Annotated in this window: 10 protein-coding genes; 4 read left to right on the forward strand and 6 right to left on the reverse strand. The window is 63.1% G+C overall.

What is annotated here, in order from left to right:
* Positions 1 to 20: 20 nt before the first annotated feature.
* On the reverse strand, positions 21 to 1,433 hold the full coding sequence (locus ACFSNN_RS27585; RefSeq protein WP_134465118.1) for a cytochrome ubiquinol oxidase subunit I: 1,413 nt from the start codon (positions 1,431 to 1,433) through the stop codon (positions 21 to 23).
* 135 nt (positions 1,434 to 1,568) lie between these two features.
* Positions 1,569 to 1,949, reverse strand: a complete 381-nt coding sequence (locus ACFSNN_RS27590; protein ID WP_134465117.1) for a hypothetical protein — start codon at positions 1,947 to 1,949, stop codon at positions 1,569 to 1,571.
* A 250-nt stretch (positions 1,950 to 2,199) separates the two neighbouring features.
* Here ACFSNN_RS27590 and ACFSNN_RS27595 point away from each other — a divergent pair, with 250 nt between their 5' ends.
* A complete protein-coding gene (locus tag ACFSNN_RS27595) occupies positions 2,200 to 3,021 on the forward strand; it encodes an alpha/beta fold hydrolase (protein WP_134465116.1) in 822 nt (273 codons plus the stop codon).
* Positions 3,022 to 3,141: 120 nt separating this feature from the next.
* On the opposite strand, the gene ACFSNN_RS27600 is transcribed toward ACFSNN_RS27595, so the two are convergent.
* On the reverse strand, positions 3,142 to 3,684 hold the full coding sequence (locus ACFSNN_RS27600) for a DUF2867 domain-containing protein (RefSeq protein WP_134465115.1): 543 nt from the start codon (positions 3,682 to 3,684) through the stop codon (positions 3,142 to 3,144).
* Between the two features lie 394 nt (positions 3,685 to 4,078).
* Here ACFSNN_RS27600 and ACFSNN_RS27605 point away from each other — a divergent pair, with 394 nt between their 5' ends.
* A complete protein-coding gene (locus tag ACFSNN_RS27605) occupies positions 4,079 to 4,915 on the forward strand; it encodes an NAD-dependent epimerase/dehydratase family protein (RefSeq protein WP_134465114.1) in 837 nt (278 codons plus the stop codon).
* 29 nt (positions 4,916 to 4,944) lie between these two features.
* A complete protein-coding gene (locus tag ACFSNN_RS27610) occupies positions 4,945 to 6,237 on the forward strand; it encodes an MFS transporter (protein ID WP_134465113.1) in 1,293 nt (430 codons plus the stop codon).
* 166 nt (positions 6,238 to 6,403) lie between these two features.
* Here ACFSNN_RS27610 and ACFSNN_RS27615 read toward each other — a convergent pair whose 3' ends face one another.
* The 3 genes from ACFSNN_RS27615 to garL all read right to left on the reverse strand — a co-directional run bounded on the left by ACFSNN_RS27615 (position 6,404) and on the right by garL (position 10,386).
* Positions 6,404 to 8,410, reverse strand: coding sequence for a glycoside hydrolase family 28 protein (locus tag ACFSNN_RS27615; RefSeq protein WP_377689002.1), 2,007 nt, complete (start codon positions 8,408 to 8,410; stop codon positions 6,404 to 6,406).
* A 250-nt stretch (positions 8,411 to 8,660) separates the two neighbouring features.
* A complete protein-coding gene (locus ACFSNN_RS27620) occupies positions 8,661 to 9,554 on the reverse strand; it encodes a 2-hydroxy-3-oxopropionate reductase (RefSeq protein WP_208949594.1) in 894 nt (297 codons plus the stop codon).
* A 31-nt stretch (positions 9,555 to 9,585) separates the two neighbouring features.
* Entirely contained in the window at positions 9,586 to 10,386 is an 801-nt protein-coding gene (gene garL / locus ACFSNN_RS27625) for a 2-dehydro-3-deoxyglucarate aldolase (RefSeq protein ID WP_134465110.1), read from the reverse strand.
* A 222-nt stretch (positions 10,387 to 10,608) separates the two neighbouring features.
* Here garL and ACFSNN_RS27630 point away from each other — a divergent pair, with 222 nt between their 5' ends.
* Positions 10,609 to 12,192 carry an aldehyde dehydrogenase (NADP(+)) gene (locus tag ACFSNN_RS27630; protein WP_134465109.1) on the forward strand — a complete coding sequence of 528 codons (1,584 nt, stop codon included), beginning with the start codon at positions 10,609 to 10,611 and terminating at the stop codon, positions 12,190 to 12,192.
* Positions 12,193 to 12,277 lie beyond the last annotated feature (85 nt).

The following is a 12,277-nucleotide window of genomic DNA, read 5'->3' on the forward strand; positions in this document are numbered from 1 at the left end:
TAGCTGTGAAGCAGGATGGTTCAGGCGGCGTCGATCATGTGATCGGCGGCGGAAAGCGGGCGGCGCGCGGTCTGGTTCGGCGAGCGCGGCGGCGCTTCGTGCGGCGTGTGTCCGGGCAGCGCGGGACCCGCGCGCATCAGCTTGAGCATGTAGTAGACGCCGGTGCCGAACACGAGGAAGTACACCACCACGAAGGTCATCAGCGAAATGCCGACCTGCTGCGTGGTGAGCGGCGACACGGCTTGCGAGGTGCGCATCACGCCGTACACGACCCACGGTTGACGGCCGGCTTCGGTGGTGACCCAGCCGGCCAGCAGCGTGATGAAACCCGTCGGTCCCATCGCCACGGCGACGCGCTGGAACCACTTCGATTCGAACAGGCGTCCACGACGGCGCAGCACCCACGCGGCCATCGACATCAGGATCATCAGCACGCCGAGGCCGGCCATGATGCGAAAGCTCCAGAACACCACGGTCGAGTTCGGCCGGTCCTGCGGCGGGAATTCTTTAAGGCCGCGAATTTCACCGTCCCAGCTATGCGTGAGGATCAGGCTGCCGAGATGCGGAATCGACACGGCGTAGCGCGTGGTTTCCGCCTGCATGTCGGGAATGCCGAACAGGTTCAGCGCGGTGCCGCCTTTTTCGGTTTCCCAGAGGCCTTCGATCGCCGCGATCTTGGCGGGCTGATATTCGCGCGTGTTCAAACCATGCTGATCGCCGACGAATGCCTGGACCGGCGTGAGGATCAGCAAAAGCCAGAGCGCCATCGAGAACATTTTCTTGACTGCGGGATCGCGCCGTCCGCGCAACAGATGCCACGCGCCCACCGCCGACACTACCAGCGCCGCGACGATGAATGCCGCGAGCGCCATATGCGCGAGCCGGTACGGAAACGACGGATTGAAAACGATCTTGAACCAGTCGAGCGGCACGACGCGGCCGTTGACGACTTCGAAGCCTTGTGGCGTTTGCATCCAGCTATTGGAGGCGAGAATCCAGAAGGTCGAAATCAGCGTGCCGATCGCCACCATCAGCGTGGCGCCGAAGTGGGCGCGCGGACTAACGCGCTGCCAGCCGAACAGCATGATGCCGAGGAAGCCCGCTTCGAGGAAGAACGCGGTCATCACTTCGTACATCAACAGCGGGCCGGTGACGGGGCCGGCGAAACTGGAGAAGCCCGACCAGTTGGTGCCGAACTGATAGCTCATCACCACGCCGGAAACCACGCCCATGCCGAAGGCCACGGCGAAGATCTTCGACCAGAACAGACAAAGGTCTTTGTAGTACGCCTTGCGGGTTTTCAGCCAGCGCCATTCGAGCACGGCGATGAAACTGGCGAGGCCGATACTGAGCGCCGGAAACACGATGTGAAAAGAAACGGTGAACGCAAACTGGATGCGGGCGAGATCGAAGGCCGATAGAGCGGAGTTCATGAGCGTGACGTGCTTGAAGTGCGTGGGGTCCGGGAGGGCGGACTACGCGCGTCGACCGTTGTCGGTGCGCACTGCACTGGGCAGATGGCGCAAGCGTAGGGGATGGCCGATTTTTTTGCTGCGCCGCGACGTGCGTCAAAAAACCACCTTGTTTTGTGGCGATTTCCCTTTTTGGGATGGCAAATCATTGATGAATATCAAGTTTTTCTGATCGCTCTCGTTAAGCACGATGCGGGCTCTTTCGCGCTTTGACTGCGTGACTGCGGCAATCGACCGCGCTGCAGCATTGTCGCGGGGACGGGTTCGAGTACGCGTCTGACGCGAGCCTGCAGTTTTCCCGCGGCGGTCGCGACCTTGCGTTGCGACTCGATCGGCAACGCAAGGTTCGGCAATTGGGATGGGCTCGTCATCAACCGACAATCGCTCCGTCCGAACCGACTTTCCATGCGCGCGGCGGCTAGCCAATAAGCCCGTTTGCTCATACCATGCAGGCAGCCAGACGGCAGCGTTTTTCAAAAGAGCGCATGCTCCTTACGCGTGCACGCCGTGTGGCCAGTCCAGTATTTTTTCCCGTTATTCGCTTCGAATAGTCATAGCCGACGTACCGGCCGAACGGCCAGGCGCGTCGCGAATCCGTCATCGACGTGTGGTGCAGCGCATGCCGCGCCTCAATGGGCTTCATGTTGCGTGCCGCGCGAATGGTTCGAGAAGCTACCCTTCATCCACCTGCCGGCAACGGCAGACTTCAACTACAAGGAGTCAGCAGATGAGCACGATCAAGACGAAAGACGGTACGAGCATTTTCTACAAGGACTGGGGCAAGGGCCGTCCGGTCGTTTTTTCGCACGGCTGGCCATTGAGCGCGGATGCCTGGGACGCGCAGATGCTGTTTCTCGGCAGCAAGGGCTTTCGCGTGATCGCGCATGACCGGCGCGGCCATGGCCGCTCGGAGCAGACGTGGGACGGCAATGACATGGACACCTACGCCGACGACCTCGCGGCGCTGATCGAACACCTCGATCTGCAGGACGCCACGCTCGTCGGCCATTCGACGGGCGGCGGCGAAGTCGCGCATTACATCGGCCGCCATGGCACGCAACGCGTCGCGAAGGCCGTGCTGATCGGCGCGGTGCCGCCGTTGATGCTGAAGACCGGGAGCAATCCGAACGGCACGCCGATCGACGTGTTCGACGGTATCCGCAAGGGTGTCGAAGACGATCGCTCACAGTTCTTCAAGGATCTCGCGCTACCGTTCTACGGTTACAACCGGCCGGGCGCGAAAGTGTCGCAAGGCGTGATCGATTCGTTCTGGGTCCAGGGCATGGCTGGGTCGATCAAGGGGCTGTACGACTGCATCGAGCAGTTCTCCGAAGTCGACTACACCGAAGACCTGAAGAAGATCGACGTGCCGACCCTGGTGCTGCACGGCGACGACGACCAGATCGTGCCGATCGACGCAGCCGGCCGTCTGACTGCGAAGATCGTGAAGAACGCCACGCTGAAGGTGTATCCGGGTGGTCAGCACGGCATGTGCACCGTCGAGGCCGCCAAGGTGAACGGCGACTTGCTGGAGTTCATCGGGTCGTAATGCGTTGCTTCGCTGATCTGGTTTGTTGCCGCGAGCGCGGCGGGGCGCGAACAAGCACGCGCGCCCGACCGCATCGAAACTGAGCCGTGGGCCATACTCGAGCCCGCGGTTCGAGCCGCTTCAGGCGGTCGGCCAGCCTATCCGCGCCGCTCGCCGCAATGACGAGCGCACCACCAGCCGGTGGAACGGCGCGATCACGAGAATATAGAAACGGCCGAGTCGATTGTGGCAATGCACCACGGTCGACAGGATCAGATAGCGCGAACGGTCGTCACGCGTGTCACGGGTCTGCTGCAGCAGTGAAACCCGGAAGTCGAGATGACGGTCGTTCTCGCCGAGGATGATCTCGTGCGCGCTGCGCGTGTAGATCCTGAAGAAGTCGAGGCGGTCCCTTGCGGCGGCAGGATCCTTGATGCTGCGTAACTGCCTGGCAGTCTTCAGGCCGACACGCGCGACGATCGCATCGCGCACGCTCATCAGCTTCGCGATCCAGCCCGCCTGATGCGCGAACACGAAGCGCGCGAGCAATTCCGGATCGTCGACGGCGTTCTCGGGCAGGCGGACGGCGTACGCGTCGGCCAGGTCCGGCGCGTCGTACAAACGCGCGACGCCTGATTCAGCCGGCAGGGCGACGGATTGCACGGAACAGTGGGCAGTGAGCATGGTGAGGTGCTGCGCTAAGTGATGTATCGACGAGGAGCGCTGCGCCGGATCGCGGCGGCAGAGCGGCTTAAGCGTGAGCGCATCAAGTCTACGCGCTTGTGGGCGTCTCGCGCGAGGCCGACGGCCGTGGTTCAGCACATCGCAGATTTCACGCAAACTACGTATTTATAGTTATACGATGTCACATAAATAGTGCGAGCATACTCGCTTGTTTCGTAAGGAAAATTTCGGTATCAGTCCGTTCGAATAAGGGTAAGTGCCTAATTGAAATCCGGTCTCGCATCGCAGATAGTACGTTATCGTACAACTATCGCTGAATTGGCAGACGCTGCCGTCATGACAGAAGCGAGCGTTGTACCCAGTTCGATCGCGCGCGGCGCAGGAAAGGAACCTTATGAAGAAGATTGCTCTGAGTGGAGCCGGTGGCCAGCTAGGCTCCGTGGTACGCGCCGCTTTGATCGCGCGCGGCACGCCGTTGCGTTCAGCGGCGGGCTCGAAGGCCCTCGTGCCGCTCGTGGACGGCGAGGACGTGATGCACGGCGACCTGCGCGATCCGGCAGTCGTGGATCGTCTGCTGGAAGGCGTCGACGTGCTGATCCATTTCGCGGGCACGAGCGTGGAGCGTCCGCTGCCCGAGATCATCGAAAACAATCTGCGCGGACTCGTCGAAGTGTACGAAGGCGCGCGCCGGCAAGGCGTGAAGCGCATCGTGTTCGCGAGCTCCAATCACGCGATCGGCATGTATCCGGTCACCGAGCATCTGAGCCTCGATTGCGAACTGCGCCCGGACGGCTTTTACGGTCTGAGCAAGGTGTGGGGCGAAGCGCTCGCCAGAATGTATTGGGACAAGCACGGCATCGAGAGCATTTGCGTGCGTATCGGCAGTTGTCTCGAACGGCCGACCGAGCCGCGGCATCTCAGCACCTGGTTTGGTCATCGCGATCTGCTGCATTTTCTCGACCGTTGCGTCGAAGCAGAGAACGTAGGTTTCCTGACCATCTGGGGCGTCTCGGCCAACACGCGCAGCTGGTGGGACAACAGCGGCGCCGAACGTCTGGGCTATCAGCCGACGCAGAACGCCGAGGTCTACGCCGAAGAAATTCTCGCGCGGCCGAATCCGCTCGACGCGCTGGGCCAGCGCTTCCAGGGCGGCAGCTTCGTGGGTATCGATTATTCGCGCGATGACGCCGCTGCGGACGGCTCGGCCGCTTCCGCCACGCGGCCTGTTTGAGACGTTCAGGATTACGAGGAGACGCAGCAATGAAGATCAAGGGCATCCGCTGGTGGATGGTCAGTCTGGTCGCGGCCGGGCTCATTATCAATTACCTCGCGCGCAACACGCTGTCAGTCGCGGCGCCGACGTTGATGAAAGACCTCCACATCACCACGGAGCAGTATGCGCACGTGGTCGTGGCGTGGCAGCTTTGCTATGCATTCATGCAGCCGGTGGCGGGTTTCCTGCTCGACACGGTTGGTACCAAGATCGGCTTTGCGGCGTTCGCGCTCGCCTGGTCGCTGGCGTGCGCCGCGGCGGCGTGGTCGACGGGCTGGCGCAGCCTTGCGTTCTTCCGCGGCCTGCTCGGCATTGCGGAAGCGGCCGGCATTCCGGCCGGCGTCAAGGCGACGAGCGAGTGGTTTCCCGCCAAGGAGCGCTCGGTCGCGATCGGCTGGTTCAACATCGGCTCGTCGATCGGCGCGTTGCTGGCGCCGCCGCTGGTGGTGTGGGCGTTGCTGCACGGCGAATGGCAGTTGGCTTTCGTGATAGTCGGTGTGGCCGGGATCGTGTGGAGCGTGCTGTGGATGGCGCTCTACAAGCATCCGCGCAATCAGAAGCTGCTGGGCGACGCCGAACGCGACTACATTCTGAGCGGTCAGGAAGCGAAGCACAGCGACGCGGGCGCCGCCAAGCGCAACTGGATCGCCATGCTGGGCAGCCGCGATTTCTGGGCGATCGGCATTCCGCGCATTCTGTCCGAGCCGGCATGGCAGACCTTCAACGCGTGGATTCCGCTGTACATGATGACCGAGCGTCACATGAACCTGAAGGAAGTCGCGTTGTATGCCTGGATGCCGTTTCTCGCGGCCGACATCGGCTGCGTGCTGGGCGGCTATCTCAGCCCGCTGTTTCACAAGTACGCCAAGGTGTCGCTGTTCACGTCGCGGAAAATGGTGTTCGTGGTCGGCGCGCTGTTCATGATCGGACCGGCCTGCGTGGGCCTCGTGGCGAGTCCGTATGTGGCGGTGGCGCTGCTGTGCGTCGGCGGTTTTGCGCACCAGACCTTGTCGGGTGCGCTGTACGCGATCACGTCCGATATGTTCGGCAAGAATGAGGTCGCGACGGCGACTGGCATGGGCGGCATGGCGGGTTATCTGGGCGCGGCTGCGTTCACCGCGCTGTTCGGCGTGCTGGTTACGCAGATCGGGTATAGCCCGCTGTTCGTGGTGCTGGCGGTGTTCGATATCATCGCGGCCGGCGTGGTGTGTTTGCTGGCGAAGAGCGCGGACAAGACGCCAGAGCCGCGCTGGACGCCGGCGAGTGCGGTGGTCAAGTGAGTCTGGCCTGGTTGCGATGAATTCCGGACGTTGATCGGGCGGCCGGGAAAATGGAAATGGCGGCGCTTTCGGGCGTCGCCATTTTTTTGCTTTATTCGCTGCGTGTTCTGAATCTTCGCGGCTGGACGAAGCTCGCGCCTCGCACAGCCGTTCCACTGCTTGCCCCTTACCGCTTATCAACCACCGTCGTGTTATAGGTCGTCGCGCCGATCACCACATTGCTCAACGTAATACCGTTCACGTTGTACGCGTAGATCGGTCCGGGCGTGGTCGCGCTCGCGGGTCCGGCCGAAACCGCCGTGCCCAGATTGCAGTTCGAGATCGTCACGCCGCTGATCGGCGGAATAGTCGGCGTCGGGGCCGCACCGTTGTAATCGAACGCGACGGGTCCTTGCGCGACGATCGCCTGAAAGCACGAGCCGGTCACGCCGTTGAGCGTTACGTTGCTTGCCGTCACGTTCGAGATGTTCACGTTCTGCACGACTGCCGGACGGATACGAATGGCGTCGTTCGCCGGCTGATAGTCGCAGTCGAACGTGATCAGGCCGCCCTGTGCGGCCGACGGATTGGCCGCGCTCGCCGTCACGACGCCGAGCGGCACCGTGGCGTTGATCGGGCTGCCGCTCAGTAACGCGCTGCCGTAGCCCGCGCCTTTCAGGCTGACACCGTTCGGCAGCGTGACCTTATCGACATAAAAGTTCTTCACGAAACCGCCGCGATTCATATTCGTCTTGATGCGAATCGCGATGTTCAGCGGATTGGTCGCCCAGTTCTGATTCAGCATCTGCAGGTTGCGGGCGTAGATGTTCTGCACACCGCCGCCCATTTCGCTGCCGAGCGTGATGCCGCCGTGGCCGCTGTTCATGATGCAGTTCTGGATCACGTGATTCTGCGCGGGGCCGTATTGCGTATCCAGATCCTTGCCTGACTTGATTGCGATGCAGTCGTCGCCGGTGTTGAACGTGACGCTGTCGCACAGCACGTTGTTGCACGCGTCCGGATCGAAGCCGTCGTTATTCGGGCCGATACTGTTGGTCGTGACGCCGCGAATCACGACGTTCTTGCAATCGGTCGGATGATGCTGCCAGAACGGCGTGTTGTTGGTGGTGTAGTTCTCCATCAACACATTCGTGCAGCCGATAAACTCGACCATGCACGGACGCAGGTAGTGCCCAATGCCGAATATGCGCTGCGCGATCGGCACGCCGGCTTCGGAGAGCGCGGGCAGATAGTTCTGGTCCTCCTGCCAGGGTGTCGTGGGACTGGTCAGTTGCGCATACAGCCCATCGGAAATGCCCGGCGCGGCGGTTTTCAGATCGACGTTCTTCGGATTCAGATACGCCTGCGACGGCGTCGACGAATTCACGCAGCCATACGCGCCATTCGATCCCTTGAAGGTCCACCAGCACGTGGCCGTGTTGCCGCTGCCGGCGAACGGCGTCATGGCTTGCCCGTTGAGCACCGAGGTCGCGTCTTCGCCGGTCAGCGCGATGTTGGTCTGGTTGCGCGCGTACACCGGCGAGCCGTAGTTCAGGCAATCGTTCGCCTGCCAGCGGCTGTAGAACAGATTGCCGTTGGCGCCGCACGCGACCGGGCCGTCCTTCGCGTAGTCGGCCGGGTTCGGGCTGAAGTAGATCGTGCAGTTCGCGCTGAGGTGGAAGTTCACGTTGCTTAGCAGCACGATCGGTCCGGCGCAGTACCACGTGCCCGCCGGCACGACCACGCGTCCGCCGCCCGCGGCGTTGCAGGCCTGGACAGCGGCGAGAAACGCGGGGCGCGAGTCGAACGAGGCGGCGGCGTTGGTCTGGTTCGAACCGGGACTCGCGACCGATGCCGAGCCCGTGTACGGATTGGTCGCGGCGACGACGGCGCACGGTACAGCGCCGTACTGCGTGACCACGAAATCGCGGGTGGCAAACATCGACTGAGTGATGCCTTGCAAAGACGCGATGATCTGCGTCGCGGCGCCCGAGGTGCCCCAGATCGGATCCTGCACGACCGGCGGCGTGGTTGTCCCGCCATTGACGGAACCGCCGCAAGCGGACAGGCCGCCGAGCAGCGTCGCGCCCGCCGACGTTCCCGCCAGCACGATAAACGCGCGGCGGGCGGGCGAATTGGGTTCAGCCTGGCTGGGTGTTTTAGATGTTGTCCGTTTGCCGCTGGTTTTATCTATGTTTGCCACGGATGTCTCCTTGCCCTTTGCGGGCGTTGTCAGTAATCGCTGCTACTTTTTGAATGCAGATGCAAGTCGTCGAAATCGTTTTGTTTACGTAAGGTATCCTTAATATTTGTAAAAAATCTCCACCTATGGCGACGATGAAACTCTTGTCAGTTCGCGACGAAGTGGGCGAATGCACAAGTGCGCCGCTGCTTGCCTAACTTTCAGGGCAAGCGGAGCGGCGCATCAAAAAGCGGCGTGCGGCTTAAGCGGTTTTCTGGCCAATCTCGTGATCGGCGAGGAATTCGAGCGCGCGCACCATCGCCGAGTGGTCCCATGCCTTGCCGCCGTGCGCAACGCACGCGTTGAACAGCGCCTGGCAGGTGGCGGTGTTCGGCAGGGACACGCCGAGCGATTGCGCGGTCGAGAGCGCGAGGTTCAGATCTTTCTGGTGCAGTTCGATACGGAAGCCCGGATCGAAAGTGCGTTTGGTCATGCGTTCGCCGTGCACTTCGAGAATGCGCGACGACGCGAAGCCGCCCATCAGCGCCTCGCGCACGCGCGCCGGATCGACGCCGGCCTTGGATGCGAGCAGCAGCGCCTCGCCCACAGCCTCGATGGTCGCGGCGACGATCACCTGGTTGGCCACCTTGCACACCTGGCCGGCGCCGACGCCGCCGATCAGCGTGACGTTCTTGCCCATCATGTCGAAGAGCGGCTTGACGGCATCAAAGGTCGCGGTTTCGCCGCCCACCATGATGGTCAGCGAGCCGGCCTTGGCGCCGACTTCGCCGCCGGAAACCGGCGCATCCAGATAGTCCGCGCCGCTCTCGCGCACGCGGGCCGCGAACTCGCGCGTGGCCATCGGCGAAATCGAGCTCATGTCGACTACGGTTTGTCCCGCGCGCAACACGCTCGCAAGACCCTGCTCGCCGAACAGCACGCGCTCGACGTCGGGCGTATCCGGCACCATGATGAAAATCACGTCGGCCTGCGCGCCCACCGCGGCCGGGCTGTCGCACGCGACGGCGCCCGCCTGGACGAGATCGCCGGGCACGCCGCTGCGCGTGAACGCCGCCAGCGCGACGCCGTTCTTGAGAAGGTTCGCGGCCATGGGCTTGCCCATGATGCCGAGTCCGATAAAGCCTGCTTTTTGCATGGAATGCTCCGAAGATGTCATGGCGGCCGGCTTACTGCTGGCCCGCCTGTTTCTGCATGAAGTGTTTCTGAACCGTCTGCGCGGCGCCTTTTAGCAGCCCCATATCCGCGCACACCGCGACGATGCGGCAGCCCATGGAAATATAGCGCTCGGCGTCGGCCTGCACCGGGGCGAGGATGCCGCTCGGTTTGCCCGCGGCCTGCGCGCGTTCGAACACGTGCGCGATCGCCGCCTGCACGTCGGGATGATTCGCGTTGCCGAGCTGGCCGTAAGCGGCCGCGAGGTCGGACGGGCCGACGAACACGGCGTCCACGCCGTCCACGGCGAGAATTTCGTCGATTGCGTCGACGGCCTTGCGGCTTTCTATCTGCACGATCACGCAGACATTGTCGTTGGCGACGCTAAAGTAGTCGGGCACGGTCGCATAGTGGTTGCCGCGATGGCTCACCGACACGCCGCGAATGCCCTGCGGCGGGTAGCGCGTGGCGGCGACGGCGCGGGCCGCGTCGTCGGCGCTTTCCACGAACGGCACGAGGAAGTTCGAGAAGCCGCTGTCGAGGAGACGCTTGATGAACACGCTGTCGTTGGCGGGCGGCCGCACGACCGGTGCGCTGGCGCTGTCCTTGAGCGCCATCAGTTGAGGAATCAGCGTGAGCACGTCGTTCGGCGCGTGCTCGGCGTCCAGCAGCATCCAGTCGAAACCGACGATGCCGAGCAGCTCGGTCACGATCGGGCTGGCGAGCGACGCCCAGCAGCCGATCAGGGTTTCACCGCCGCAGACTGCCCGGCGGAAACTATTGGGTAAGGGCTGGTAAGGTGTGATGGCTGGCATGGGCTGGTTTCCTCGCACGGCAATGGATCGGGCAAGCTCCGACGACGGCTCGACATGGGTTATAGGTCGTCGTATGTCTTGATTGCAGAGTAGCACTGGCCTCGCTGATTGTAATGGTCACGTTAACCCGAATTCCTCGCCAGGCAGGCGTTTCAGGTTGCGCGCAAGTCTCGAAATGTTGTAGGATGACTTATATCTTAAGCCTTCACTCAAGGAAAGCAAATGACAATTACCGGCGAAATGCTGATCGGCCGCAAAGCGGTGCGCGGCGAGGAAAAACCATTGCATGCGTTCAATCCTGCCACGGGATCCGATATCGCGGAGCCGGTTTTCGGCAGCGGCTCGGTTGAGCTCGTTGGGCAGGCGTGTGAATTGGCGCAGCAGGCATTCGATCCGTACCGTCAACTGCCGCTCTCAGTGCGCGCCGAGTTCCTCGAGCGTATCGCCGACGGCATCACCGCGTTGGGCGATGCGCTGATCGAGCGCGCGCACCAGGAATCAGGTCTGCCGAAGGCGCGTCTCGAAGGCGAGCGCGGCCGCACCACCGGCCAGCTCAAGCTGTTCTCGCAAGTCGTGCGCGCCGGTCAGTGGCTTGCCGCCACGCTCGACTCGCCGCTGCCGGAGCGCAAGCCGCTGCCGCGCTCCGACCTGCGCATGCGGAAGATCCCGCTCGGCCCGGTCGCGGTGTTCGGCGCCAGCAATTTCCCGCTCGCGTTTTCGGTGGCGGGCGGCGATACGGCGGCGGCGCTCGCGGCCGGCTGCCCGGTGGTGGTGAAGGCGCACCGCGCTCACCTCGGCACGTCGGAGATGGTCGGCCGCGTGATCCAGCGGGTCGCGCAGGAGATGGACTTGCCCGAAGGCGTGTTCTCGATGATCGTCGGCGCGGGCAATTCCGTCGGCGAGGCGCTGGTCGCGCATCCGGCGATCAAGGCCGTCGGCTTCACCGGATCGCGCGCGGGCGGCACGTCGCTGATGCGCGTCGCGGCGGCGCGCGCCGAGCCGATTCCGGTGTATGCGGAAATGAGCAGCATCAACCCCGTGTTCCTGCTGTCGAACGCGCTGGCGGCGCGCGGTGACAGCATCGCGCGTGGCTTCGTCGATTCGCTGGTGCTCGGCGCAGGTCAGTTCTGTACCAACCCGGGCCTCGCGATTGCCGTCGACAGCGACGCGCTCAAGACGTTTGTCGCCGCTGCGTCCGAAGCACTGAGCGGCAAGCCCGCGCAGACCATGCTGACGTCCGGCATCTGCGCGGCCTATGAAGAAGGCGAGGGTAAGCTGGCCGCGATCAAGGGCGTCGAAGCCGTGGCTCGCGGTGTCGATACGACCGGCCCGACTCAGGCGCGCGCGGCGTTGTTTGTGACCGATGCGCAGACGTTTCTCGCCACGCCGGCGCTGGAAGACGAAGTGTTCGGCCCGGCCTCGACCATCGTGCGTTGCAAGGACGAGCAGGAACTGCTGGCGGTCGCCGAGTACTTTGACGGCCAGTTGACCGCCACGGTGCAGATGGACAGCGCGGATCTGGCGTCGGCGAAGAAGCTGGTGCCGATTCTCGAACGCAAGGCCGGGCGGATTCTGGTCAACGGCTTTCCGACGGGCGTCGAGGTGTCGCACGCGATGGTGCACGGCGGCCCGTTCCCGGCTACGTCCGATAGCCGCGCGACTTCGGTTGGCACGACGTCGATCGAGCGCTTCCTGCGTCCGGTGTGCTATCAGGATTTCCCGGCCGATCTGTTGCCGGAAGCACTGGCTGACAGCAACCCGCTGGATCTGTGGCGCCGTCGCGATGGCGAGATCACACGCAGCTAAATGGCGGGTGATTAAGTGAAGTAAAAAATATGGCCGGGATATCCCGGCCATATTTTTTTATTGCGTCCGCCCTGGCGAACCCGAT

The organism is Paraburkholderia dipogonis (assembly GCF_042680985.1).
Lineage (GTDB): Bacteria > Pseudomonadota > Gammaproteobacteria > Burkholderiales > Burkholderiaceae > Paraburkholderia > Paraburkholderia phytofirmans.

What these genes read in the sequence shown, in the direction of transcription:
- ACFSNN_RS27600 (WP_134465115.1), bottom strand. Translation starts at nt 3,684, where the DNA reads ATGCTCACTGCCCACTGTTCCGTGCAATCCGTCGCCCTGCCGGCTGAA.
- ACFSNN_RS27620 (WP_208949594.1), bottom strand. Translation starts at nt 9,554, where the DNA reads ATGCAAAAAGCAGGCTTTATCGGACTCGGCATCATGGGCAAGCCCATG.
- ACFSNN_RS27610 (WP_134465113.1), top strand. Translation starts at nt 4,945, where the DNA reads ATGAAGATCAAGGGCATCCGCTGGTGGATGGTCAGTCTGGTCGCGGCC.
- garL (WP_134465110.1), bottom strand. Translation starts at nt 10,386, where the DNA reads ATGCCAGCCATCACACCTTACCAGCCCTTACCCAATAGTTTCCGCCGG.
- ACFSNN_RS27595 (WP_134465116.1), top strand. Translation starts at nt 2,200, where the DNA reads ATGAGCACGATCAAGACGAAAGACGGTACGAGCATTTTCTACAAGGAC.
- ACFSNN_RS27585 (WP_134465118.1), bottom strand. Translation starts at nt 1,433, where the DNA reads ATGAACTCCGCTCTATCGGCCTTCGATCTCGCCCGCATCCAGTTTGCG.
- ACFSNN_RS27630 (WP_134465109.1), top strand. Translation starts at nt 10,609, where the DNA reads ATGACAATTACCGGCGAAATGCTGATCGGCCGCAAAGCGGTGCGCGGC.
- ACFSNN_RS27605 (WP_134465114.1), top strand. Translation starts at nt 4,079, where the DNA reads ATGAAGAAGATTGCTCTGAGTGGAGCCGGTGGCCAGCTAGGCTCCGTG.